This is a genomic window from Pseudomonas sp. AL03 (assembly GCF_029960815.1).
GTDB lineage: Bacteria > Pseudomonadota > Gammaproteobacteria > Pseudomonadales > Pseudomonadaceae > Aquipseudomonas.
The window spans coordinates 107,486-133,408 of the sequence record NZ_JASBRE010000013.1; the positions used below are offsets into that span (position 1 = coordinate 107,486).

Consider the following 25,923-nt stretch of genomic DNA (forward strand, 5'->3'; position numbering starts at 1 on the left):
TTGATGTGTTGGTTAACTTTTAATTAATTTAAAGAGGTCACAGCAAATGTCTCATCTTGAACAATTAAATGTCCTGACGGCGTTGAACGCTGGAGCTGAAGTCGATGCGTTCCTGGGTAACGTCGTCGAGATTGCGATTGTGACGCGTGATCACAAACGGACCATGGATGGTTTGCTCAAGTTGGGTATCGGTCCATGGCGTGTCTACACCTTCAGCCCGGAAAACACCCAAAACCAGACCTATCGTGGCGAGCCTGCCGATTTTGTTCTGAAAGTTTGCTTCGCCCAGTCGGGAAACATGGTCTGGGAGTTGATGGAGCCCGTTTCGGGACCGACGATTTTCGCTGATTTCCTGGACAAGCATGGCGAAGGCATTCAGCACGTCGCTTATGACTGCAACAACATCCCGTTTGAAGAGCGTATCGCCGAGCTGGAACGACGCGGCTATCAGTGCGTGCAGTCAGGCTCCTGGATGGGCGTGAATCATTTCGCGTTCTTCGGCACCGAGGCTGATACCACCACCGTGTTTGAAACCTATGCATTTCCCGCGGATTGGGATTACCCGGAACCGGAGCAGTGGTATCCGCCGCGGGCATAAAGCAACGGCGGCAATGTCTCAGCGCCTGCGGTATGCAAGCCTGGCGCTGAGGCCTTCACCACAGAGAACGACGCCCGGAGTACAACATCATGAACACCGTTCGTATGGATAACATCAGTTGGGTCGACTACGAGCGCCGAGTGCAATCAGGCGCCGTGGTTTTTCTGCCGATTGGCGCGACCGAACAACACGGCCCTCACTTGCCCCTTGGAACCGATGCATTGCTTGCCAGTGCAATCAGTGAAGACGTGGCCAGAGAAATCGACGGGATCGTCGCGCCAGCCCTATCCTATGGGTATAAATCCCAGCCGAAGTGTGGAGGAGGGCAGCACTTTTGCGGAACAACCAGTGTGGATGGTGCGACCCTGATCGCGATGGTCCGGGACGCCGTACGTGAGTTTCATCGCCATGGCGTGAAGCGTCTGGTGCTGGTGATTGGTCACTACGAAAATCAGTGGTTCGTGACCGAAGGCATTGAGCTGGCAATGCGTGATATTGGCGAGAACTCCGGTTTGGAAGTCATGCGTCTCGAGCATTGGGAGTTCGTAAAGTCACCGACGCTCGACAAGATCTTTCCCGACGGTTTTCCGGGTATCGCGCTGGAACATGCCGCGGTCATCGAGACGTCGATGATGCTGCACTATCACCCACAGATGGTTTCTCTGGACAAGATCCCGGATCACGGGCCCGCTGAGTTTCCGGTTTACGACATGTATCCGACCCGGACCGAATGGGTGCCGGTGAGTGGCGTGCTGTCCTCTGCACGGGGATCCAGCGCAGACAAGGGGAAACTGCTGGTGAATGATGTCATCAGCGGGATCGTCCAGGCAGTACGGTTCGAGTTCAGGCTCGATCACACCTTGCGGTAATCCACGTCTGATTCAGCTTTCAAAGCAGGACACCCGGAAATTCATCACCGCCTGGACGGACGGGGTATGGCGGATGTCGCTGTGAACCACCAGCCACACATCCCGCGCAAGGTCCGCGCTGACGCTTTCCATCGCCTGCAAGCCGTAGCGGTCGCCCAGAAAGTAGGGCAGCGCAGCGACACCGCCGCCTGCTTGAGCAATGGTGGCCTGGATATTCAACTCATTGCTGCGCAGCAGGATCGGTCGATCACCCGCTTGCGCCTTGAGCCAGACCTGTTGCGGGCTCTGTTCCATGGTCTCGTCGTAAGCGATGAACGCCAGATCTTCCGGTGCCGTTTTGGACACATAGTCCGCCGAGCCATACAGGTAAAACGGTATCGTTTCGACCTTGCGGGCCACCAGGTCCGGCTCCTTGGGGCGACTGAGGCGCACGGCAATATCGGCTTCGCGCCGCGACAACGAGGCGCTGCCCAGGCTGCCAATCAACTGCAAGGACAGCTGCGGATGTTGCGCCCGCAATACATTGATTCGGGGCGCTATCAACGCACACGCCAACGCCGGCGGGGCACTGACGGTGACTTCGCCGGTGTAGCTTTCCTGCCCGGCCAGCGCTGTGCGTTGCACCGCGAACGACTCGCTTTCCATGCGCCGTCCTAACTGGGCGATACGTTCCCCGTCTTCGGTCATGACATACGAGCGAGGGCGCCTGTCCACCAATTTGAGGTTCAGCGAACCTCCAGGGCGCTGATGCGTCGCGCCACGGTGGCATGGTCGACCTTGAGCTTGCGTGCCGCCCCCGATAAAGACTGTTCGTGGGCGAAAACGATGAAGTAGCGCAGATCCTCCCAATCAAACATGGGCGTTTTCTCATAGATGAGGTGAATAAATAGGGAATTTTTCCCCAACGGCAAGCCTGCAAGAATCGTTCAAAACCTGACAAGCAGGTTGGAAGCATTCAGCGGTTTGATCAGCGCTTCTATTGAGCGTTTTGCCATTTCTACCCTGTTGCTCGTACTGATTTTTGGTCTGGCCGGCAAGTTACGGCTCAGTACCCTCAAGAACAATCTGGTGGCCTTTATCGGCCTGGGCCTGCTGGGATTTACCGCGTTCAACCTCGCTACATTCTTTGGCCTGCAAACCACCACGCCCATCAACGGCGCGCTGATCCTGGCGACCACGTTGTGGACGATGATCTTCGCGGTGTTGCTTGAAGGAGAACGCATTGATCGCGGCCTTGCCATCGGCCTGGTGTTGGGCTTGCTGGGTGTTGGCCTGGTGATCAATCGCGGGGATATCCAAGTGTTGCTCGGGCTGAAAGTGGCCACCGGTGACGCGATGATTCTGGCTGGCAGCATGGCCTGGGCGGCCGACATGGTCGGCACCCGACGCTTCGTCAAAGACGCAACCCCGTTGGAAACCACCAGCTTTTCCATGTTGTTCGGTGTCATTGGCCTGATCGTGCTGGGCTTCCTCTTTGAAGACCCGATAGCCAACATCCGTAACGCTTCACTGTCCGTACACGGAGCCGTCGTCTACCTGGTGGTCTTTGGTTCATTGATCGCTTACTTGCTGTGGTTCAAAGGCATCCATGCCATTGGCGCGGCGCGGACATCGATCTTCTTCAACCTGGCGCCGGTATTCACCATGCTGGTTTCTTCGATACTGGGTGTGCTACCCAATGTCTGGCAACTGCTCGGTGCCGGCGGTGTCATCCTTGGGGTGGTGTTCGCATCGGGACTGGTGTTCAGCCCGGCTCGACCTTCGCAGGTCCAAGGCGCACAGGCCAGGTAGATCATAGACCGATCATGTCGCGGTGAACTTCCAGGGAATTACGCTCCACCCAATTGTGCGCCAGCAGACCGTCTGGACGAACTTCCCAAACCGCGGTACCGAGCATTTCAAAAGCGCTGTTGCAGGATCGGCCACCGATGAAACCGTTGTTCTTTCCGGACAGTTTCCAGCGTGAAGCGACCCGAGAGCCTTCTGCATTCTGAAACGTTTCGATGCTGGCGAACTCGAAGTCTTCGATTTTCGACAGGAACACACCTATCCAGTGAATGAAGGCTTCTCGGCCGACAGTATGGATGCCGCCGGACGTGATAACGAAGTCTTCGGCCACGAAGCGCGCCGCCGCTTGCGGGTCTTTTGCCTGCCACACTTCGCGCCAGAAGCGTTCGACAATCTCTACTGCTGTGTTGCCTGACATTTGGAACTCCTCGCATTCAAGGGCTTTCAAGGCCCGCTCATCACGATGTTCGGAGTTTGCGATCCAGAACTCAAACGCATAAATTTAATGGCATCCAGTTGATAGGTGAATTGATCATGCAAGCCAGCGACCTCGAGATGGATCTGCTGCGAGCGTTTATTGCGGAGGCGGAGACAGGCAGTTTCACGGCTGCCCTGCGCGTACCGGGCAATCATGATCGAGGCCTTGGCTACCGTCCGGCGGGAATGGACTTCAGCGTGCCTGGCCAGCAATTTGATTGGCGTTCAGGCTGCAGTCGTCGGCGGGCTGGGCATTACCGCATTGGGAACGTCGTTTCTGCAGGAAGGCATGCGGATTCTGGAACCGTCTGAAAAGTTGCCGACGTTACCGAGCACTGAAGTGGCGGTGATGGGTGACGACGTCCGCACTCAGCATCTCGTCCAGCCGTTGGTATCGCTGCTGACGGAAGGGCTTATGTCGGGCACCCGTCTGACCTGAGAAGAATGAAGTTATGCCGTACTTGTGCCTGAGCAATCAGCCGACCGGCTCGGCCGTACAACTCATTTCTCCTGAGCCCGGCTTCTGGAAAAGGACAACGTTGCCGTCTTGCCAGAACCGGTAGTTCCCCTGGTAATCCTTGCCAGTGTATTGGGTTCCCGAATCACTCGGCACCTGGCTCAGGGTGATCGAGGTGTTCGCCCATTTCAGGTACACGACACCCGGCTGCGTGGTAAAGAAGGTGGCAGCAATCAGCGCGTCAAACCCAATACAACGAAAAGCCAGGGGGCCTTCGGTGAGTCGGTATGGATCCTTGGTTCTCACAATGGCCGAGCCTTGGCGCAACTGGTGCGCGCGTTCGGCATAACTTCGGATCGTGCACATCTTGGGGTCCGGCTCGGAGGCACACTGATTGCGGGCGTCGATCCAGAACTGCTGGTCGATCATGACTTGGTCTGGACGCGGTACTGAATGTTCATCGGTGAGCGCCAGGCGATAAAGACGCGTCAGTTCGATATCCATCTGCGCCAGTTGCGGATCGCGACAGATAAGCTTTTCGACGGATACCCTTGCCTTGGAGCAGTCGAAGCTGGTCTCGAACGACGCAGCATTTGCGCAGGTGCTCGTCGCCGCGCACACACTGGCAGCGAGCAAACAGGTGAAAAGGGCCGTAACCGTTTTCATATTGGCTTCACCCAGATCATTACGTGATGCCCGGATTGCCGTGGGACCTATTGGTCCGTTGAACAGTCATTCATTCGCATTGGGTGTATCGCAGTGTAAGTCAGCGTTCAAAACTTGCCACGATTTCGCTTTATCGCAGCAATTCCTCGACCAACTCAGGCGTCACGTAGTGCGGCCCGTCGAACAGGTAGAGCGGATAACCGTCATAGGCCGCCAGTTGCGGTTTGAGCTCGGCAGCGGTCGCGGGGCGGAAGCCGCCGCCGAAGTTGGGGCGGAAGGCTTCGACGATGATCCGCACACGATCTTTGCCCAGACGCTGGCGCATGGCGTCGGCGTAGGTTCGGGCGACCGGTGCGGTGCGGGCGTAAACGCCGACGCCGTCCTGGAAGAACACACCGATGTCGTCCGGCAGCCATTGCTTGAGCCATTCGGCCGTGGCGACGGGGCCGATATTGGCGCCATCATAAACGCTGATCCACAACGGTCGCGGCAGCTTGGCCAGCAGGGCGGGCAGCTCTTTGGCGCGGGTCCAGCTGGGGTCGACTTCGGCCGGGAAATACCATCCCGTCACGTGTAATGGCGTAGGCAATTTGGCGATCCGTTCCGAGACCTTGGCCAGTTCCTCGATGTTGTCCCGTGAGCGGTTCTCGCTGAAATAACCTGCCAACCCAAGGATGACATCCTGCGCCCAGGGTTCCTTGGCGATGCGCGCCCAATCGGGCAGGACCGGTACGCCGGGCAGGCCGGTGCCGGGAACGAAGGCCTGATCGTCCACGACGGTCCATTGGACCAGCAGCTCTCGCGCTCCCAGTTTTTCCCAGTGTCCGCTGATACCGACGGTCTTGTTGTCCGGCTGCCAGACGATGCCGACAATCCCCGGGTCCAGGGCCTTGGTCTTCGTCACGTAGAGCATGCCGGTACCTGCGCCGACGGTGACGGCAAGCAACAGAGCAACAACGGTCGCGCGACTGGCGGTGTAGCCGAAAATTTTCACGGCAGTGCCTTTTTGATGCGTTGATGCCATTGGCTCAGCGAGGTGACACCTTTTGCGTTCCAGTTGGCTGCCGCGTCAGGGCCAAGGTGGAACTGGCCCTCGTTGAATTGCCAGACAATCACTTGTGGCTTGTGTTCGGCAAAATCCGCCGACTCCAAGTATTGCAGCAGCGTCGCCCACGGACCGACGTCACCGGGGTTCCATGTCAGTGCGACGGGACGGTCCAGGGCATTTGAGAGCTTCTGCGTAAAACCCAGGTAAGGCTGGACAAAGCTGTTGCCGATCACCTGAACCGGCGCCGGCGTGTCATCGATCAGCAAGTCTTTCTCTACCTGATGGCGAACGGTGTAGAGGTCGCGACCAATCACCTTGCGCTTGATCGCTGGCAGGAAATTACTGGCCAGGTCGCCGAACGCGCGCCTGTCGAACCATTGGCCCAGCACCGAGCCCCCACCGGGGTCACCTTGCAGGCGGTAGCGCTCGGTAATGAGTTGCGCCGTGGAGTCGGCGGTGTTTTCGGCGCTCCAGGCTGTCCAGTGGTAGTCGGCGCGATAAAAGGCGGTCTGTTTGCCTTGCTCGGTCCGTTGCAGGATCGGCTTGATGTTCAGCGTGGTCAGGCCTGCTTGGCTCAGGTCGCGCTGCAAATGGTCGTAGCGCTGCATGACGGCCGCGCTCAAGGGTTGATCGGCGGGCAGGCGCTGAGCATAAAACGGCGCTTTCATCGGCACCATCAGCACGACCAGCCCGATGTGTTCGCGTTCAAGTTGCTGCTGGAGTTCTTTGACCAGCGCAATGTTGCGGGCAGTGCCGGTGTTGTCGACCTTGCTCAGGCTTTCCCAGGCAGGGAATAACCAGCCGCCGTTGCCGGTGATCACCGCCGAAGCCGCTTGAACGACGGTGCCTGACAGGCTCGCCAACAGGACGGCGATCATGGCGGGCATCGACAATCGACGGATAAACCGTTCGGGTTTGAATTGAAGGTTCATGGGGCGCTCTGGTCGACAAGGCCGATCAGGCGTGGCGCCTGTCGAGAGCCGATCAGGAATAGGCTATAGCGATCACCGGCCTTGAAGGGCGCCAGTTTCAGCGGCGGGCTGGCGATTTCATTGCAGCTGACAACCAGCGTCGCTTGCACCGGGTTGATCGTGCGTTGGGCTTGTCCATTGAACGGCAGCTGGCTGAATACCGGGGCGCCATTGGCCAGTTTGACTTCAGCCTTTTCGCAACCGTTGCTCAGGTTATAAATATTGAGTTCGGCGCGCAGGTCTTTACCGCGCAGCGGCGGGTCGATGACCAGGCGTGGCGCCCGTGCCGGGTCACTGTCCAGAATCAGGGTCACCCACGCACTTTTCGGTGCGCTCAGGCCCTTTATCTCGCGGCCATTCACGGTCACCTGTAGTGGCTGTCGCGAGTCCACGACCTGGAAGGGGCTGGCCACCGTGCTCTGGGCGGAAAGGCTGAAGCTTGCGCTTTGGCCCACCTGGACCTGCATCGCGGTGTCGGCCGGATTGACCACCCGCACATACGCGGAGCCTTCGGGCAATTTTGGTGCGTACAGCTGGGCGATTTCCGGGGCGGCTTGTGCGCCTGTCGAGAGCAGGCCAAGACCCAGCCACACACAGATTCGAACGTTCATGTAAGTCCTCAATAGGAATAGGTCAGGCGAGCGAAAACGCCTTCGGCACGGTCATCGCCCAGCACCTTGACGCGGTACTGCAGGGAAAAGTCGACGTAGGAGCGGGGCGCGTTGTACGCGTCTTCGCGGAACCAGTACCGGACGTTGTTACCGACACCCACCCCGCCGGCCTTGCCGGATGATGAGTCCGAACTGCCGTCGGCATCTGTGCCGCTGTTCATCTTCGAGTCGTAGTCGAACGCGGCCACGACATGCGGGAAGCTCACCCATCGTGAGCCCGCGCCACCAATCGCATAGCTGCGACCGACCTGCCATTCGCTGTTGAAGTAGTTGCGCGAGTCGTTGACGTAATGACCCGCTTCCGCGAACAACTGCGAGGTCCACCAGCTGGAGGCATCGACGCGCAGGTCAGTGCCGACGCTTGAGCCGTAACCCAAACGCAGCAGCCAGTCGCCGTCAACGTCCGACGATCCCAACGGGAATGTGCGCTCGACGGCGGCCATCACGTTCAGAGCGGTGAAGGGTTTGACCCGTACACCCACGGCGCCTTGCAGCGCATCGAAACCGGTGTCCGAATCGCCGTTCTTGCTCCAGAGCGTGTCGGTGACACGGCCATAGAGTTCGACGAAGCGTGCATTGCGATAGCCCAACGGACGCCAGGACAGTTCGGTGCTGTTTTGCAGGCTGTCATTGCTGCTACTGCCGCTGCTCGGCGCTGAACTCAGTCCACTGTTGGAACTGTTGCCACGATAACTGGTGGTGCTGGTCAACCCCATTCTGCGCGAGACATCGCCCACCGCACGGCGGGTGTCGAACAGTTGCTGCGCAGGCATGTCCAGTTCACCGGCATGCTGCGCGTCGATGACGCGCTCGAAGTAGCCTACGGCTTGCTGGTCTTCGTTGGCGCGCATCGCGGTGTAGGCCGCATCCTGAGTCGCTGTCGGGGAGAGTCGGGTGTCGGTCTCGGACTTGCGGAACGCCCCGAGGGCGGCGTCATCGTCACCGGCCTGGACCGACAAATACGCGATCTGCAGGTCACTCATCGATTCCAGCTCGCCCGTGTCCCGCGCTTGTTGCAGCCGTTCGCGGGCGGTGCGGCGCTGGCCGAGGGCGGCATACAGACTGGCCTCTTCGTAAGCGGGCAGGCTGCCGAGGGCCAGGGCTTGGGTGAAGTCCTTGCGCGCCCCGGCATCGTCGCCGGATTGCTGGCGCAAACGACCGCGCTGGGCCAGCAGCCGCGCGTCATCGCCATTGAGCTTTAGACCTTCGCTGGCGGCCGCGATGGCTTCGGGCGCATGTTTCTGGTCGCTCAGAGCGCTGACCAACAGACGCCGGTACGCCGGATTTTGCGGCGCGCGGCCGATGGCTTCGTTCGCGAGGGCAACCGCTGTCGCGGGGTCCTTGCGGGTCAAAGCAGCGTAGGCTTGGGCGGCCATGTCGGTTCCCGCATCGCGCTGGTTGCCCGGCCAGATATCACAGACCAGGCCGAAGGCACTTTCCTGACAGTTCAAGGCCGGTGCCGGAAAGTGAGCAACAGCGTTCAAGCCGTTGTTTTTCTGCCGCAGCGCCATTCTGGCGGCGGTACGTCGGCGGGCCACTTCGCCGCCTTCATCGTGGGCCAGTGGCTGCAAATGATCGAGCGCTTGCTGAGGCTCGCCATGGGCCAGTGCGGCGTCCGCGGCGAAGAAACGAATGTCACGAATTTCCGCTTCCAGCAGGCCATCGATGGCCAAAGCTTGATTCAGGTCAGCCTGGGCGGCCTGAGTCTTACCCTGACGATCAAGGGCGTAGCTGCGCAGAATCCACGGTGCGATTTCCCCATCGTCCTGAGCCAACGCGCCTGACGCGGCCTGTTCGGCGCCAAGGTAATCATGGGCAGCGAGCAGGGCACTGATCAGCAGTTGCTGATTGGCGCCGATTTCCGGCGCCCAGGCGACGGCTTTTCTGGCCTGGTCCACGGCCAGGGACACCTTGCCTTGCTCCAGGGCGCGATAACCCTGAACCGCCAGCGGCGCCGCCAGTTGACGACGAATCGCTTCGCGACGCATCAACAACGTATCGTCGTCCGGGAACACGGCCAGTGCCTGGGTGGTGGCTTGATCCGCATCCTGCAGATGCTGTTGGCGTTGCAACGACTCGATCAGCAGCAGTCGATAATCCATGCGTTTGGGCGCTTGGGCGATGGCTTTGCGTGCCGCTTGGGCAGCCGCGCCGAAGTCATCGCGATCATAGGCCTTGAACGCCTGGGCAGCGGCGCCGAAGCCTGGGGCCTGACGTGATTGCGGGTAGCGCTTGGGATGGTCTCGCTGTTCCTTGTCGCGTTGCGCCAGTGCAATCAAGGTGTTCAAGCGCGTGATATCAGCCCGCTGACGCAACGCTTCGCGGGCCTTGGCGATGGCCAGGTCGTAGTCTTTACGCTCGTACGCGCTGTACGCCTCGTTGGCCGTTTCAAAGGCCGGGCCGGTCAACGGCAGGGGCAGCGTCTCGGCATGAGCAAGCCCAGGTAACAGGCTTAGCCCCGTGGCCATGAGGGTCAGGAAGGGGCGGTTCATGTCGCAAGCTCCGCAGGGTAGTGGCTGTGCTGACGCGCCACGGCCTTTTCGATGGTGGAGCGGGGCAGCACGCCGCTGTCGACCAGATAGTCGCCAATGCGTCCGTGATGCTGCGGGCGGTACTGCAACATGGAGCGGCTGAACACGTCGCGATCCAGCAGCCCCATTTCGATCAACAGGTCGCCCAGCAGTGGCGCACGGGCATCCGGCACGGATTGGCCTTCGCGCACGTTCTGTTGACGCAATTGCGCGACGATTTCGCTTTCACGGGCAATCAGCTGCACCGGTTCGCTGCCCAGTTCATCGCTGACCTGCAGCAGACCTTCGGCCGGAAGAGGGCTGGCGACGGCGACTTGCGCGCGGCCGTCGGCATTCAAGCCAAGCGGCACCACGCGCCAACGCAGGGCGAACTCATCGTCCAGCGTCAGGATCGAGTCCCGTGCCTTGGCGGCCACATCGAACACCCGTGGCAGATCGTTCTGGAAGGCGATGGCTTCCGCCAGCGTCTCGTCGTCCAGCCAGCCGTTGCTGAGCAAAATCCGCCCCAAAGGCATGTGCCGGGTTTTCTGTTCGGCGAGGGCGCTTTGCAGGTCAGCGTCGTTGATCGCCTGCCAGGACAGCAACACGCTGCCCAGCTTGCGCGGTGCGACAGCCACCAGGTCGGTGGACGGGAAGTCGTGCATGGTCTTGTCCCACACCAGTTTGCGGTTCAGCGCCTTGCCGACCAGGAACATGCGCCAGGCGCGTGATGCGGCCATGAAGTTGACGAAGTTGCCCACGACCATGCGCGGGATGGACAGCAAACCATGCTGCCAGCCGTACAGCACGGTGGTGAAGTAGCAGCGGTGGGCGATACGCCAGGCCAGCGCGATACCGTTGGCCAGTAGCAGGGTTTGGATAAAGCCATTGGTTTCAAACGGTGTCGGGAAACTCACGTCCCACAGGCCACTCTGGCGCAGGATGATCAGACCCAGCAGCTGCACCAGAATCACGTAGGCGATGATGCTGACGAACGCCGTCACCACACCTTTGCGGTCACGAAACAGCAGATAACGATTGGCCAGCGAACCGTTCCAGCCCATTTGCTCCCAGCCTTGCAGGCCAATGCCCAGCGTCCAGCGGGCTTTCTGGCGGAACGCGGTACGGAAGGTGTCGGGAAAGAATTCCCGCACGCACAACGGCATCTTCAGAGTCGATTCGTAAGGCTTGCGAAACCATGATTTACGCAACACGCGAAACTGCACCGGAAAGCGCACGAAGATGGCATTCATGCCGACCTTGGCCAGGCGTGCGCCGACGTCGTAGTCCTCGGTGAGGCTGTCAGTGTTAAACGGCTGGTTCTGGGTTTCCCCGGCCAGTACACGCAGCGCACGATGGGAGAAGCAGGTGCCGACCCCGGCAGACGGCACCGTGTCGGTCATGCTTTCACGCACCACCAAATCCTTGCCATGCCATTCGGCGAATTCGTCCATGTAGGTGCCGGCCACCCATTCGTACCAGTTGCGCTCCAGCGAAACCACGGGCAACTGGATCATGTCCTTGCGCGGCAGCAAGTAGTTGAACAGGCGCAATTCCATCGGGTGCAGTACGTCTTCGCTGTCGTGCAATACGACGCCGGCGAAGGTCATGCCGTGGGTTTTCTCGTGCAGGAAGATCGCCTGGATCACCCAGTTCAGACAGTCGGCCTTGCAGGTCGGGCCGGCATGCGGGACTTCCACGCGATGCAGCTGCTTGTAGCGCCGGCGCATGCGTTCCACTTCATCGATGGTGCGTTGGTCATTGATGTAGGTGCCGACGAAGACCACATAGTTCTGGTAATCCAGGGTCGACACCATGTTCTCGATCATCGGTGCGATGACGTCATATTCCAGCCAGGCCGGAACCATGATCGCCAACGGCTGTTCATCCCGGGCCATCAGTTGCTCGGCGGTCAGCGGCCGGTATTTGCGATCCACGGTGAACTTGCGAAACAGGCGGCGAGACCAGTACCACAGGTCAATGAACAGATCGTCCAGGCTGGAGATCAGGATCAGCACTGCGACCACGATGGTCGAGATCTCAAGGAAGCTGTAGTAGTGGGCCAGCCAGTAGGGCCAATAAAGCGACGTCATCGAAAGTTTCCGTTACTGGCGATTGCGACGGGCGCTACGGCCAGCCAGCAACAGGATGAGGAGCAACAGGATGCCACCCGGAATCAGCCACAACAGCGACGGCTTGCGCCAGGCGTCCAGGCCCTTGGGTTCTTCTTTGTCGATCAATTGGCTGCCACTTGGATCCTGGGTGTCGAAGGTGGTCAGTACACCGTTGTCACCGAGGATGGCCACATCGCCGCGGGTCAGCAGAATCTGTTTGGCGAAGCGTGGCGCGTCATTGCCCAGGGCGCGATAGACCAGACCCTGCTGGCCGCCGGCGTCCACCACCTGCAACGAGGCCAGGTGGTTGAGGGGATGGATGTCCAACAACATCTGATCCTTGTGGTTGATGCGCAAGCGACCCTGATCATCGACCTGCACCGATTCCTTGCTGTCCTTGATCGGCAGCTCGAAGGCGAGGAAGGCCTTGTCCGGCGTGACCGAAACCTTTGGGTCGGCGCTGACGTTCAGTTGCGCCCGCAGCGGCGAAACACCGGCGGCGTCAGCCACCGAAATCACCTGCGGCAAGCTGCTCGCCGGATGCTCGAGGTAGGCCTGTGGAACGAGGATTTGCGTGTCCATGGCAAAGCGCGCAGCCATGCCCGAGAAGTCATCATCCAGCGCGGTTTTTTCCAGCACGATGTGGCTGGTCGGCCGCACCGAGACCGGGAAGGCCTGTGGCGTTTCCAGGCAACGATCGCTGACCGGCTGACGCTGGAACGACACGCGCAGCACGTTCTTCGAACCCAGGGCGTAACGCGGGATACGTGCTTCGATGCGTTGCTGTTCACCGTTGGCCACGAGCTGTTGCGCGCCAATCAGGTAATCGTTGAGAAACAGCGAGGCCACCGGCGCGGTGTCCGAGGCACCGGGGGCGGCAGACACATCGATCACCGCCTTCACCGGCAGGCGACCGTCGTAGGCCACACTGCCCAGAGGGAACGAGGTGCTCCAGTCGGATTTGGCCAGCACGTCGATGGCGCCGGGGTTGCCGCCCAGGCGTGACAGGGCCACGCGGCCGTCGGCGCTCAATGGCATCTGTGCTTCGCTGACCGTCAATTGGCGGCTACGTGCGAGTGTGTTCCAGGCCGAGCTGAACAGGGCCAATGCCTTGCCGGTCGCTTGCGGCGCGATCATCAGCACCGGACGTGTGCCCAGCAATGCCAGACGCACGTTGTCAGTGCCGGTGGCGGCCAGACCTGCATTGATATGCCGCTCACGCCATTGCGTGAAGGCATTGGCTGCCGTCGCGTCGAGACCCTGAATCTGACTCTGCAGCGCATCCAGCGATTCATTGACGGCTTTGAGCAGTTGCGGGTCGTTGATGGCCAGATCCGCCTGGACGTTCGGCGTCTGCCCCAACATCAACAGTGCACCGATTTGCGCCGGGGTCGCCAGAACGTGCGAGCCTTTGCCGTTAAGGCTGGCGAACGCTGGAATAGTCTGCAGTTCGGCCGGGATGCGCAGGCCAGTCAGGTCAACGCTGTCTTGCACGGCGGGGAAGGGCAGGATGCGGCTGTGCTTGCCAATCCGCTCCAGTGCCACACCGAGACGCCAGGCCGCATCGTAGCTGTCGGCGGATAAGGTACCCGGCGCGACCATGATCCCCGGTTTGCCAGGCAATGCCGTCCAGGCAGCACCGACGTCCTGTAACTGGCTGGCGTCGTAGCTGTAATTGAGGCGGGTGTCCGGTTCGATACGCAACACGTTGCCGATGGCACGCTCGTCTTCGCACAACACGCGGGACACGATCGACGACCAGGCAATCCCCAGGCGTAGCGAGCCGCTGTCACGCGCTTGCTTGTCCACGCCCAGCGTGGCGCTGGCATCACCTTGGGCTTCGCTGAGCCCTTCGGCGCGTACCGGATAGCCGTCCAGCGACAGCAACAGCGTGTTGCGTCCGCCTTCGCCATTGAGGTAACTGGCGTCGAAATTCAGGGTCGCGTCCGTCAGTGGCACACCCGCCGGCACCGGCAGATACAGGTCGCGTCGGGCATCGGTGGAGCCGAGGATGATCGGTGCATCGATCCCCAGATCGCTCAAGCGGATCTCACGCTCTTGTCGGGTGTCGGCGTTGAGCCGGTTGATCGCCTGGGTGAGCGGGCTGTCCGCGGCCAAGGCAAAGGTCGGCATGAGCGCGAGCAGGCTCACGCCACAGGCAAGGGCGCTGAGCGCACCCGTATGGATGGCAACGGAAGACTTCATTCAGGTAGATCTCGAGCTGATAAGGGAGAGGATCGGTTTGGTTTATTGAGAGGTAAAAGCCGGGCAATTTTTCTCGGGCACAGGCACCGCTGACGGGTAGTTCAGGAATTTGGGCAAGGGCTGTCCGGCCATGACGAAATCATCGACCGGGCGCCCCATTAGGGCATCGACGATGCGCGCACTGGCCTTGCCATCGCCGTAAGGGTTGGCAGCCTGGGAGCAGCGACGCCACAGCAGGTCGTCATCGAACAATGCGTTGACGCCAGCGATGATCGAGTCCGGCGAGGTACCGACCAGACGCACAGTGCCCGCCGCGACAGCTTCGGGGCGCTCGGTCACTTCACGCATGACCAGCACGGGCTTGCCCAGGGAGGGCGCTTCTTCCTGCACGCCACCGGAGTCGGTGAGGATCACATGCGCACGTTGCATCAGGCGCACGAAGGCCAGGTAGTCCAGCGGCTTGATCAAGTGCACGTTCGGCAGATCGCCCAGCTGCTCGGTGACCGGGCCAATGACATTGGGGTTCAAATGCACCGGATAGACGATCTGGATATCAGCGCGCCGCGCCAGATGGCTCAAGGCCTTGCAGATATCCAGGAATCCTTCGCCGAAGTTTTCCCGGCGATGCCCGGTCACCAGCAGAACCTTGCGACCGGTTTGCAGGAACGAGAACTGCCGGTCCAGGCTTGCACGCAGGTCAGCGTCTTGCTCAATGCGCCGCGCCGTCATCTGCAACGCGTCGATCACCGTATTGCCGGTCACGAAGGCGCGACCTTGGAGGCGTTCGTCGAGCAGGTTCTGGCGCGACTCGTGGGTCGGCGCAAACAGCATGTCCGCACCGAGATCGATGCAGCGGCGGTTCATTTCTTCCGGCCACGGGCTGTAGATATCACCGGTTCGCAGCCCGGCTTCGACATGACCGACCGGAATGCGTCGATGGAACGCCGCCATTGAGGCAACCATGGCCGAAGTGGTGTCGCCATGTACCAGCACCCGGTCCGGGCGGGTCATTTCCAGCACGGGGTCAATCGCCCCGTAAAGCGCCGCGGTCAAGGAGTTGAGCGACTGGTGCGGCGTCATCACATCGAGGGTGTAATCGGCCTTGAGGTCGAACAGATCCAGCACCTGTTTAAGCATGCTTTGATGTTGGCCGGTGATGCAGATCTGCGATTGAATGCCAGGTTCTGCAGCGAGGGCTTTGACTAAAGGCGCCATCTTGATGGCTTCTGGACGGGTACCGAAGATTGAAAGGATTTTAACCCTTGAATGATGGCGAGCGATGATGTCTTCCTTGCGCAGTTTTAGTGCGCCCACAACAGCGGCCCAAGTTTTATTGAAACTTGAGCACGCCAGCGTTATTTGAATGTAGTAAAGACCGGGACATCAGCGTGAGATCAGATATTCACTTCAATGTGAGGTGGTGCGTCGCCTTCAACCCGGAACCGGCCGGATTATTAGCATCGATGGTGAATGTTTTAAAGAGTTATATGCGTTATTTTTTTTAATGATAAGGGTTTGAAACTTTTATTTTTGTAGCCGGTCTTTTCTAGTTTTTTGTAAATCTTGGAAAGTTTGTCTTGATTGTTGTGGCGATCTTAACATCATGGTTTATAACGATATTATTTATGTTTATATCCATTCGTCGGCGCGAATGAATTACTCATTGGTTATATCGGTCGCGCTTTGCGTGTTAAAGGCCTGGTTTTCAGGAGTGAGGGTTATGATAGTCACTGAAATGACGCCTGTATATTGTCATGATGCAATAAGTGTTTCTTTTAGGAGTAATTGAACTTTCTTTCTATCTTCAATATTTAATAATCCTTCAACCTGTGCTGGTTCGGGATGTGACTCAGAGAAGGGTGCCTTCGAGTACCCATAACAGCGGCGTTTTACATGTTGGTGGTGAACCGGGCCGCGGTCCGGCGAAGAAACCGCGGCGGCCGATCAATCAAGCGGCGGGGAGCAGGCCTTTCTGTTTGGCGACATGAGTCGCCAGTGCGTCCATCAAGTCCGGGGACAGGCAATCATAGGGCTCCAGGCCGATCGAGCGCAGGCGCTCACGGATAGCCTTCATTTGCGCTGGCGGTGTGCCGGTTTCGATGATGGAGGACACGAACGCTGCGAAGCTCGGCGCAGCCCATCCGCTCTGGGGAGAGAGCTCGGTGTGGACGAAGTCGAGGCCATAAAACGCATGGTCCTTGTTCTCGATGCGCCCGAAGAGATGGGTGTGGCACTGCTTGCAGGCGTGGCGCTGGATGGCGGCGCTTTCGTCGACAATTGCCAGTTTTTCGCCGTGGGCAGTGACGCTGACCTTATCCCGAGGTACTACGGCAATGACGGCGAATGTCGCGTTTTGCGGTTTCCAACATTTGCTGCAGCCACACGCGTGGTTATGCAGGGTTTGTGCGTCGATCTTGACCTCGACTTTGTCGGTCGCACACAGGCATTGCAGGGTACCACCTGTGAAATTCGCGGCGGCGGGTTGGATACCATTGTCCAGTGCGGGGTGAAGTTTCAAGGTGCTCACGTTGGCTTCTCCGTTTCAGGGTGTCAGACGAAAGTGCCTGGGGCCGTGCACCAGGCCGGTAGATCATTCGCGCCAGCGGCATGGCGTGAGTGACGAAGGGCGCCCATTCAAGCTCGCCATTCATCGCATCCTAGACCCTCTTCAGCAACTGAGGGCGGTGTGAGCATCTGGAAGGGACGGGCGGACTCCAATGCATCATTTAACGTATGAGCAATGTTGAATGTTCATGAGATTTCGTGCCCCATTCCGAATGAATGCAACATTCCCGCCCGTCACCCACATGAAACCCCAGCCCGTCGAACCAGCACTAACCCGTGGTCACGTTGTCAGTAATTGGCGGTAGCGACGTGGTCGTCTCTGATAGCGGCACGTCAGCCTACGTTTAGTGTTTTCTCCAATGCCTCAGGGCAAAAGCTCGCGATGGATTGCGTCTTCGACCGACTATTCCATTTGCGAGCGACACTCTATGGGTTTGCTTCTCGATCCGCGTCATGACATTGATGCCGCTTTATTAAGCTATCGCCGGGTGTTCTGGTCGCTGGCGCTGTTCAGTGGCGCGATCAACCTGCTGGTGCTGGTGCCTTCGCTCTACATGATGCAGGTGTACGATCGGGTCCTCACCAGCCGCAATGAAACCACCTTGTTCATGCTCACCTTGATCGCCCTGGGACTGTTTATGTTCAGCGCCCTGATCGAGTGGGCACGCGGCGAGGTGATGATTCGCATGAGCGCGGGGCTGGACGATGCCTTGGGCGAGCGGGTTTTCGACGCCGCCTTCGCCCGCAGCCTGCGCGAGCACAACGCCAACCCGGCGCAGGTGCTCACCGATCTGGCGACGCTGCGGCAGTTGATCACTGGCCAGGGCCTGATCGCCTTGATGGATGCACCGTGGTTGCCCATCTTCGTGCTGGTGGCGTTCATCTTTCATCCCTGGTTCGGCGTGCTGACGCTGGTTCTGGCGCTGGTACTGATCGGCCTGGCGCTGTGGGGCGAGTTAGCGACTCGCACGCGCCTGGGCGAAGCCAATCGCCTAGGCGTGCAGTCGTCGATCTATGTAAACAGCACGCTACAGAATGCCGAAGTCATCCAGGCCTTGGGCATGCTCGGGCCGTTGCGCCAGCGCTGGAGCCTGCTGCAGCAACGCATCATTGCCGCCCAGTCCCATGCTAGCGACCGCAGCGCGCGTATCACTTCGACGACCCGTTTTGTGCGCATCTCCGGACAGTCGCTGGCCCTGGGCCTGGGGGCGTTGCTGGTGCTGGAGGGCCAATTGTCGGCGGGCATGATGATTGCGATGTCGCTGCTGCTGGGGCGTGCCTTGGCGCCCGTGGAAATCGCCATTGGCTCGTGGAAGCAATTCAACTCCGGCCGCCAGAGCTACCAGCGCCTGAGCCAACTGCTTGCCCAGCATCCGCGCGAGCGCCTGCGCATGCCTTTGCCACCGCCCACCGGCGCGGTGCGCCTGGAGCAGGTGTATGTCGGCCCGCCCGGCGCTTCGCAACCGATCCTGCGGGGCATTAATTTCAGCTTGGTCAAAGGTGATGTGCTCGCCGTCGTCGGCCCCAGCGCCAGTGGTAAATCAACGCTGGCCAGGGCGCTGGTCGGGGTATGGCCGGCCATGGGCGGGTCGGTGCGCCTGGACGACGCCGAGATCAGTCAATGGTCCCACGACGCCCTGGGCCCGCACCTTGGATACCTGCCGCAGGACATCGAGCTGTTCGACGGCAGTGTGGCCGACAACATTGCTCGCTTCGGCGAGCAGGACGCCGACAAGATCATCGCCGCCGGGCGTCACGCCGGCATTCACGAGATGATCCTGAAATTCCCCAAGGGTTACGACACGCCGCTGGGCCCCGGCGGGCTTGGCTTGTCCGGTGGACAAAAGCAACGCCTCGGTCTGGCTCGCGCGCTCTATGGGCGCCCGTCGCTGATCGTGCTCGATGAGCCCAACTCCAATCTCGATGAAGCCGGAGAGCTGGCGCTGGTGCAGGCCATCAATGCGCTCAAGGCTGCTGGCAGCACCGTGGTGCTGATTACCCACCGGCCTAATGTGCTGGCGGTGGTCGATCACATCCTGGTGCTCAAGGACGGCACTCAACATGCATTCGGTCCAAGGGATCGGGTGCTCAAGGCATTGAGGCCGGGGCCAAGACCGGCCGCGGTCAGGGAGGCTGGCAGAGATGCGTGATCTGACCACAGAGGCACAAACGTACAACGAGCAGGGACTGAGTGTGCGCGGCACCACACTGCAGCCCCGCGCCAGTACCGACGCCGGGGGGGCTGCTCGCTATGGCGTGGCTTTCCTGGTCTTGACGCTGGGCGGCTTCCTGCTCTGGGCAAGCCTGGCGCCGCTCGACCAGGGTGTCGTGGGCAGCGGCACCGTGGTGGTGGCGGGCGAACGCAAGGCTGTGCAGTCGTTGGTTGGTGGGGTGGTGGAAAAGCTGCTGGTCAGCGATGGCGACCGCGTCACCCAAGGGCAGTTGCTGGTGCAGCTCAATACAGTGCAGGCACAGTCGCAACTGGACGTGACCTTGGGTAAGTTGCTCAACGATCGCAGCGTCGAGGCGCGGTTGATGGCCGAGCGCTTGGGCTCAGCCGAGATCCAATGGCCCGCTGAACTGCTGGAACGCGCCGACGAGCCGCGGGTCAAGGCTGCCATGGCCTTGCAGAGCCAGTTGTTTCTGACCCGCCGTGCAGAGCTGGGCAGTCGCTTGCAGATCATCGAACACGAAGCCGCGGCATTGCAGCAGCAATTGCTCGGCTACGAAGGCGTCAAGCGTAACTACGATACGCAGATGCGCTTCCAGCAGCAGGAGCTGGAAGGCCTGCGTAATTTGGCCCTTGAAGGCTACATTCCGCGCAACAAACTCTTCGAGGCCGAGCGCAACGCTGCCCAATTGGCTGGACAGATTTCCTCTGGAGTGGGCGATGTCGGCAGGACTCGCCAGGCGATCAACGAAAGCCGGCTCAAGGCTTTGCAGGCGCAGCAGGAATTTCGCCGCGATGCTGAAACCCAGCTCAGCGAGGTCTCTGCCGAGGCGGCAGGTTATGCCGATCAGATTCATGCCTTGCAGTTTCAAGTCGACAACGGTGCGATCCGTGCGCCGGCGTCCGGGCAGGTCATGGACGTGAGCATTCATACGGTCGGGGGCGTTGCGCAGGCCGGCCAAACCCTGATGCAGGTGGTGCCGCTGGATGCGCCGATGGCGATCACCGCGCGTTTCGAGCCGCTGATGGCCAATAAGTTGCGCCCGGGTCTGCCGGTGCATGTGCATTTCACCGCGCTGCAACGGGTGGATACGCCGACCGTCACCGGCACGGTGACTACGGTGTCGGCGGACCAGTTGATCAATGAACAGACGCACCAGCCGTATTTTTCCGCCAAGGTCGAAATTCCCGCCGACACCGTCGCCTCGCTGCAGGCCGCCGGCCTGCTGCTGCGCCCCGGCATGCTCGCCGATGTCACGGTGGTGACGGGGGAACGCACCTTGATGAATTACCTGATGAAACCTTTGCGTGAACGCTTGCTTGCGGCCTTCAAAGAGGAATGAGCATGCCCCACCGTTGCCGCTATGGTTCGGTGTGCATCCGGGTTTGTGTACCCGCTGTGGCGAGGGGATCAATCCCCTCGCCTCATCAGGTCAGGCTGTGAAATCGCTGGCCTGCAGCTCCTTGACGCCCACCACTTCGAATTCGAACTCGGGGGTGGCGTCGGCGTTGACGCTGCCGTAGAGGATGCCATCGGCAAAGCGTATTTGGCCGGTGGCGTTGGTGGGGTCGAAGGCGTTGCTGCCGATGAACATGAAGGCGTCGAGGGTGGCGGTCAGCGGATTGGCGTCCAGACTGGTGAAATCCAGATGATCACCCTCGGCGGTTTTGAAACCGCTGATCACATCGCGTAAAGCCCCGACGCCCATGTCCGACAGCGCACCAAACGCGTAGGTGTCCGCGCCCGTGCCACCGGTGAGGTTGTCGGTGCCTGCACCACCGATCAGCCGATCATCGCCCGAACCACCTACCAGCGTATCGTTGCCCGCACCACCGTTCAGAACGTTCGCCGCGCTGTTGCCCGACAGACTGTCGGCGTAGGCGCTTCCCTTCACGTTTTCGAAGAGTTTTAAGGTGTCGAGCCCCGAACCCGCGGTGTTTTGTTGTGCTGACGTCGAGAGGTTTACGCTAACCCCCGCCGAGGCACGCTCAAAGGACACTGTGTCATTGCCATCGCGCCCGTCCAGCACGTTGTTGCCGGCACCGGCGAACAGCGTGTTGTCCAGCGCGTTGCCCGTGCCATTGGCGGCGCCAGCGCTGTCGACATACAGATTCTCGACGTTGTTGCCGAGGGTGTAGGCCGCCAGGCTGCTGTGCACGCTGTCGATCCCTCCGGGCACCGCATTGCTGTTGGTCTCGATCACGGTGTCGTCGGCGTTGTCGACATAGTAAGTGTCGCTGCCATCGCCACCGGTCATGGTGTCGGCGCCCAGGTCGCCATCCAGTGTGTCGTTGCCCGAACTGCCCACCAAGGTATCCGCCTGATCAGTGCCGGAAATCATCCCGCCCTGGTTCTGAGCGTTGTCGAAAATGGCCTGCACGCTGTTGTTGTCATTGGGGTTGCCCTGGAAGCCAAGGTCATTGGCAATGTAATCGGCCAGGCGCTGGCCGACGATTTCCGCCGATTCCTCGTGCAGGTGCCAGACGTCGTCCGGGTACACCAGCGGATCAACCTCGTAGCGCAAGGGCAGGTCGGTGTAGTCCACCGCCAGCTTGACGTCAGCACGCTCGGCGGCGATGGCCTCTTGGGTGGCGCGGACATAGCCGACACCCTCGACGATGGAGGCGATTTTCTCTTCCGAATAACCACGGGCACGCGCCGCGTCCTGCTCGTAGTGACCGGTTTCCATCATGTACACGCTGAAGTTGCCGAACTGGGCATGCAGGTAATCAAACACGTTCAGGGTCGCGGCCTTGTACGCCGCTGCTGCCGCCGGTTTGTCCGTGGCGCGGGCGATCTCCTGGGCGGCTTCCTCGCCCTGGCCCCAGATGATGCCCATGGTGACGTTATCAATGGATTTGAGTTCGGTGAGCTGCTCCTGCAGCAACGCCACGGCACGCAACAGCGCAGGCCCGGGTTGGTTGGTGTCGGTCAGCCACCAGCACAACTTGAGTTGCTCGGCGCCCAGGGTCGACAGGCCATTGACCGTGCTGCCACCCACCGCGATGTCAATGCCATTGCCATCGGCGTCGGTGAACTGGCTGCGCACGTCATAGGGGGTGTAGCGGTCCAGGTCTTTGACCAGCATCGAGGTGCCGGACTGATCGTCGTCCTCCGTCATGCGCAGCAGGCGCGCATTGGATTGGCCGAGTGTGGGTAGGTAGAGGATGTCTTGCTGGGCGCGCTCGCCGAACACGAAATCACTGGCGGTCAGGGTGTTGAGGTAGTTGCCGTTGAGGGCGATTTCGAAGCGATTGCCATCGGCGTCGGCCTCGGCGGATTTGATGTAGGTCTTGTCGCCGGCCGCGTTGAGGGTCATGTACAGCGTGCCATTGCTGCCATCGCCGAGGCCGAGAAAGCCCAGCGCTGAAACGTCGATCTTGTCGACGCCCGCGGTGAAGTCGTAGACCGTGTCGGTCGCCGTGACACCGCCGGTGTCGTAGTCGCGGTAACTGTCGAGTACGTTGGTGTAGCGGAAGGTGTCGGCACCGTCGTCGCCGTACAGCGAATCGCGTCCAGCGCCGCCGTCGACGATGTCCGCGCCGGTGCCGGCTTTGATTGTGTCGTTGCCACCGAGGCCGAGGATCAGGTCTGCGCCCGCCGTGCCGTTGAGGCTTTCGGCGTTGTTGGTGCCGGTGATGGTGTTGGCGGGCGCATCGGCCACCGCCAGGGCGAAGCTGTCGCTGACCGACGCACCTGAAGGATCGGCGGCCTTGACCAGTACGTTGTAATTACCGGACGCCGTGCTGATCGGCGTGCCGGTGAACGTCAGGCTGGTGGCGTTGAAACTCAGCCATGCGGGCAGGGCGCTGCCGTCGGCGAGGGTCGCGGTGTAGGTCAGCACATCCTGGTTGGCGTCGGTGAAGCTGTCGTGGGTCACAGCGTATTTGAACGGCGTGCTTTCGGTGGCGTTCTGGTCGAGGAGGGGGATGGCCACCACCGGCGCTACATTGCTGGGGGTGTTCTGGTCGGCGAAGACAAAATGACTCGCCGTCAGGCTGTTCACCAGGTTGCCCGCCAGCGACACTTCGAAGCGGTTGCCGTTGGCGTCGACGGTGAGATCCTTGAGGTAGGTGCGGTTGCTCGAAGCGCTGTAGGTCACTTGCAGCGTGCCGTTCAGGCCATTGCCCAGGCCCGTGTAGCCGAGTGCCAAGACATCGATCTTGTCGACAGCCACATCGAAATCGAGGATCTGGTCACTGGCACTGGTGGACCCGGTGCGGTAGCTGTCGAGTTTTGAGGTGTAGCGGAATACGTCGGCACCCGCGCCGCCGGTGAGTTTGTCCGCGCCGGTGCCGCCGACCAGAATGTCGTTGCCGGCGCCGCCATTAAGGGTGTCGTTACCGGCGCCACCGAACAGTTGTTCGTTGGCAGCGGTGCCCGTCAGCGTGTCGTTGTTCGGCGTGCCATTGATCACAGTGGGTGCGGCGGGTACGTCCTGTACGGCCAGGGTAAAGCTGTCGTTGACGGTTGCATTGCTGCCATCGGACGCGGTGACCTGTATGGAGTAAGTGCCCGATGCAGTGTCGCTTGGTGTGCCGCTGAAGGTGCGGGTGGCGGCGTCGAAGGTCAGCCAACCGGGCAGGGCGCTGCCATTGGCCAGTTTGGCGGTGTAACTGAGGCTGTCGTTATCCGGATCGGTAAAACTGGAGGCCGGCACCACGTAGCTGAACGGGGTGTTTTCAGTGGCGCTCTGATCCAGCAACGCCGTTGCCACCACCGGCGCATGGTTGACCGTTGGCGAAGTGGCAAAGACGAAATTGGCGCTGGTCAGCTTGTCGAGGTAATTGCCATCCAGCGCCACTTCAAAGCGGTTGCCACTGGCGTCGGCAGTCAGGGTCTTGATGTAAGTCTTGGTGCCGGCCGTGTTGAGCACCAGGTACACGGTGTTGTTTTTGCCGTCCCCCAGGCCGGTGAAACCCATGGCCGAGAGGTCGATCTTGTCGGCGGTGATATCGAAGTCGGTGATCAGGTCGCCAAGGTTGGCGCCGCCGGTGTTGTAGTTGCGATAACTGTCCAGGCGGTTGGAGAACACAAAAGTGTCCGCTCCGGTGCCACCGGTGAGGGTGTCCATGCCGGCGCCGCCGTCAATTTTGTCGTCGCCCGCGCCGCCACTGAGGCTGTCGTTGCCCGCCAGGCCGAGCAAGGTGTCGGCCGAATCACTGCCCAACAGCGAGTCGCTGCCGCTGGTGCCGGTGACCACCCGATTGAAAATGAAGTTGTTGGCGGTCAGGGTGCTGGTCAGGTTGCCCGAGAGAATCAGCTCGAAGCGATTGCCGCTGGCGTCGGCATCATAGTCCTTGATGTAGGTGCGGTCGTTGCTGGCGCTGTAGCTGACCTGCAAGGTGCCGCCACGGCCATTACCCAGGCCGGTGAAGCCGAGGCCGGCGAGGTCGATCTTGTCCTGGGTGACGTCGAAGTCGGTAAGGGTGTCATCGAAGCTGGCGGTTGCGTTGCGGTAACTGTCGGACTGGGCGATGAAACGGAACGTATCGGCACCCGTGCCGCCGGTGAGTTTGTCGATGCCTGCACCGCCCACCAGAATGTCGCCACCGGCCCCGCCATTGATGGTGTCGTTGCCGGCTGCGCCGTAGAAAATCTCGCTGGCGGCGCTGCCCAACAGGGTGTCGTTGCCAGCCGTGCCTTGCACGGTGGTCATCGGCACCGTGGCGCTGACGTAGCTACCGTCGCCATAGACCAGCGTGGCACCTTTACTGGTGTGACTGATGGTGTTGCCGATGATGGCGTTGCGATCGGTGCCGTCTTCATTGCGCTCTGCAACACCGTAGGTCGACAGGTCGCTGCCGCTGATGATATTGCCCTGGATGAGGTTATCACTGCCGTTGAAGTACCTGCCGGACACGCCCAGGGTGTCGTCGTAGGACTGGATGATGATCTCGGGTACAGCGCCGCCCAGTGAGTTGTTGTTGAGCGTGTTGTCGATGATCTCGACGTGGTTGCTGCCGTAGATGCGGATCCCGGCGCTGGCGTTGTCGTGAATGTCGACACCGCTGACGGTCACGTCGCTGGACAGTTTGACCAGCACCCCTTCGGCGCCGTTGCCGTACACCTCGCCACCGGTGATGGTGATGTTGCTGGGGGAGGGGATGTCCTCGCTGCCGCGCTGCACCACGATGCCATTGCCGCCATTGTTGTAGGCAACGTTGTTGGTGAGGGTGAAGTCGTGGGTGCTGGTGACGACGTTGAAACCGTGGCGGTCATTGTCGTAGGCGACGTTGTTTTCGAAGGTGCTGTCGCTGAGGAAGTCAGCAACAAAGCCGTCCAGGCCATTGCCGTGGGACACGCTGTTCTTGATGACCATGTTGACGGTCTGCTCGTGGGGGTCGAAACCGTACCCGGAGCAATCCTTGATCTCGACGCTGTCGAGGGTGACGTTGGAGTCGTAGCCTTCTTCGCCGGGAATGTAGCCGTTGAACCAACCGTCGATCTTGCCCGTGGTGTTGTCACGGTTGCCGTCGATGGTGAGGTTGCTGACGCCAAAATCGTGGGTTTCTTCGCCATAGGCCGAGCGGATGACACCCGTGATCTTGGTGTCGGAGCCGTCAGCCACCTTGACGGTGGTTTCGCCCATGCCGTCGCCGTACAGGTAGACGTTGCTCTTGAGCATCAGGCAGCCGTCGGAGGGTTCCTCACCTCCCGAAACGATGTAAGTTCCGGTCGGCATATACACCTGCCCACCGCCTGCAGCGGACGCCGCATCAATCGCACTTTGTATCGCCGCCGTGTCGTCTGTGATGCCATCTCCTTTGGCGCCAAAATTTTGCACATTGAAAATCATGAGCTTATCTCCGC

19 protein-coding genes are annotated in these 25,923 nt (G+C 60.5%); 6 read left to right on the forward strand and 13 right to left on the reverse strand.

All coding sequences use genetic code 11. The features are described from left to right. The first annotated feature begins 46 nt into the window (after window positions 1-46). Window positions 47-598, forward strand: coding sequence for a VOC family protein (locus QK293_RS14785; RefSeq protein WP_282378109.1), 552 nt, complete (start codon window positions 47-49; stop codon window positions 596-598). An 89-nt stretch (window positions 599-687) separates the two neighbouring features. Further along, window positions 688-1,467 (forward strand): creatininase, encoded by a 780-nt coding sequence (locus tag QK293_RS14790; RefSeq protein ID WP_282378111.1) that lies wholly within the window; start codon window positions 688-690, stop codon window positions 1,465-1,467. A gap of 12 nt (window positions 1,468-1,479) precedes the next feature. On the opposite strand, the gene QK293_RS14795 is transcribed toward QK293_RS14790, so the two are convergent. Both QK293_RS14795 and QK293_RS14800 read right to left on the reverse strand, forming a co-directional pair. After that, window positions 1,480-2,112 carry a LysR substrate-binding domain-containing protein gene (locus tag QK293_RS14795; RefSeq protein ID WP_282378113.1) on the reverse strand — a complete coding sequence of 211 codons (633 nt, stop codon included), beginning with the start codon at window positions 2,110-2,112 and terminating at the stop codon, window positions 1,480-1,482. 80 nt (window positions 2,113-2,192) lie between these two features. After that, complete coding sequence (locus QK293_RS14800) at window positions 2,193-2,324, reverse strand: LysR family transcriptional regulator (protein WP_282378114.1); 132 nt, start codon at window positions 2,322-2,324, stop codon at window positions 2,193-2,195. Window positions 2,325-2,430: 106 nt separating this feature from the next. Here QK293_RS14800 and QK293_RS14805 point away from each other — a divergent pair, with 106 nt between their 5' ends. Then, a complete protein-coding gene (locus QK293_RS14805) occupies window positions 2,431-3,258 on the forward strand; it encodes a DMT family transporter (RefSeq protein ID WP_282378116.1) in 828 nt (275 codons plus the stop codon). Between the two features lies 1 nt (window position 3,259). Here the strand turns inward: QK293_RS14805 and QK293_RS14810 are convergent, their stop codons facing one another. Then, complete coding sequence (locus QK293_RS14810; protein WP_282378118.1) at window positions 3,260-3,673, reverse strand: nuclear transport factor 2 family protein; 414 nt, start codon at window positions 3,671-3,673, stop codon at window positions 3,260-3,262. Between the two features lie 225 nt (window positions 3,674-3,898). On the opposite strand from QK293_RS14810, the gene QK293_RS14815 reads away from it, so the two are divergent. Beyond that, window positions 3,899-4,171, forward strand: coding sequence for a hypothetical protein (locus QK293_RS14815; RefSeq protein WP_282378120.1), 273 nt, complete (start codon window positions 3,899-3,901; stop codon window positions 4,169-4,171). Between the two features lie 36 nt (window positions 4,172-4,207). Here the strand turns inward: QK293_RS14815 and QK293_RS14820 are convergent, their stop codons facing one another. From QK293_RS14820 to gfa, 9 genes are all read right to left on the reverse strand, one after another. Beyond that, window positions 4,208-4,855: an MliC family protein gene (locus tag QK293_RS14820; protein WP_282378122.1), complete on the reverse strand. Its 648-nt coding sequence runs from the start codon at window positions 4,853-4,855 to the stop codon at window positions 4,208-4,210. A gap of 130 nt (window positions 4,856-4,985) precedes the next feature. Further along, window positions 4,986-5,849 (reverse strand): hypothetical protein, encoded by an 864-nt coding sequence (locus QK293_RS14825; protein ID WP_282378124.1) that lies wholly within the window; start codon window positions 5,847-5,849, stop codon window positions 4,986-4,988. After that, window positions 5,846-6,835: a twin-arginine translocation pathway signal gene (locus tag QK293_RS14830; protein WP_282378126.1), complete on the reverse strand. Its 990-nt coding sequence runs from the start codon at window positions 6,833-6,835 to the stop codon at window positions 5,846-5,848. Before QK293_RS14830 ends, QK293_RS14825 begins: the two co-directional genes overlap by 4 nt. Further along, window positions 6,832-7,485 carry an alginate O-acetyltransferase AlgF gene (locus QK293_RS14835; RefSeq protein ID WP_282378128.1) on the reverse strand — a complete coding sequence of 218 codons (654 nt, stop codon included), beginning with the start codon at window positions 7,483-7,485 and terminating at the stop codon, window positions 6,832-6,834. Before QK293_RS14835 ends, QK293_RS14830 begins: the two co-directional genes overlap by 4 nt. Window positions 7,486-7,493: 8 nt before the next feature. Next, window positions 7,494-10,037, reverse strand: a complete 2,544-nt coding sequence (locus QK293_RS14840; protein WP_282378130.1) for a bacteriophage N4 adsorption protein A — start codon at window positions 10,035-10,037, stop codon at window positions 7,494-7,496. Next, window positions 10,034-12,148 carry a glycosyl transferase family protein gene (locus QK293_RS14845; RefSeq protein ID WP_282378132.1) on the reverse strand — a complete coding sequence of 705 codons (2,115 nt, stop codon included), beginning with the start codon at window positions 12,146-12,148 and terminating at the stop codon, window positions 10,034-10,036. The genes QK293_RS14840 and QK293_RS14845 overlap by 4 nt, the downstream gene beginning before the upstream one ends. 12 nt (window positions 12,149-12,160) lie before the next feature. After that, window positions 12,161-14,374 (reverse strand): hypothetical protein, encoded by a 2,214-nt coding sequence (locus tag QK293_RS14850; protein ID WP_282378133.1) that lies wholly within the window; start codon window positions 14,372-14,374, stop codon window positions 12,161-12,163. Between the two features lie 42 nt (window positions 14,375-14,416). Continuing rightward, complete coding sequence (gene wecB, locus QK293_RS14855) at window positions 14,417-15,655, reverse strand: UDP-N-acetylglucosamine 2-epimerase (non-hydrolyzing) (protein WP_282378188.1); 1,239 nt, start codon at window positions 15,653-15,655, stop codon at window positions 14,417-14,419. Window positions 15,656-16,322: 667 nt separating this feature from the next. Next, complete coding sequence (gene gfa / locus QK293_RS14860) at window positions 16,323-16,901, reverse strand: S-(hydroxymethyl)glutathione synthase (protein WP_282378134.1); 579 nt, start codon at window positions 16,899-16,901, stop codon at window positions 16,323-16,325. Between the two features lie 466 nt (window positions 16,902-17,367). On the opposite strand from gfa, the gene QK293_RS14865 reads away from it, so the two are divergent. Together QK293_RS14865 and QK293_RS14870 are read left to right on the forward strand one after the other, a co-directional pair. Continuing rightward, window positions 17,368-19,089 carry a type I secretion system permease/ATPase gene (locus tag QK293_RS14865; RefSeq protein WP_282378135.1) on the forward strand — a complete coding sequence of 574 codons (1,722 nt, stop codon included), beginning with the start codon at window positions 17,368-17,370 and terminating at the stop codon, window positions 19,087-19,089. Next, entirely contained in the window at window positions 19,082-20,452 is a 1,371-nt protein-coding gene (locus tag QK293_RS14870) for an HlyD family type I secretion periplasmic adaptor subunit (RefSeq protein ID WP_282378136.1), read from the forward strand. The genes QK293_RS14865 and QK293_RS14870 overlap by 8 nt, the downstream gene beginning before the upstream one ends. A 90-nt stretch (window positions 20,453-20,542) precedes the next feature. On the opposite strand, the gene QK293_RS14875 is transcribed toward QK293_RS14870, so the two are convergent. Next, the gene (locus tag QK293_RS14875; RefSeq protein ID WP_348775351.1) at window positions 20,543-25,909 is read right to left on the reverse strand and encodes a putative Ig domain-containing protein; all 5,367 of its coding nucleotides are present in this window, start codon (window positions 25,907-25,909) and stop codon (window positions 20,543-20,545) included. Between the last annotated feature and the right edge of the window lie 14 nt (window positions 25,910-25,923).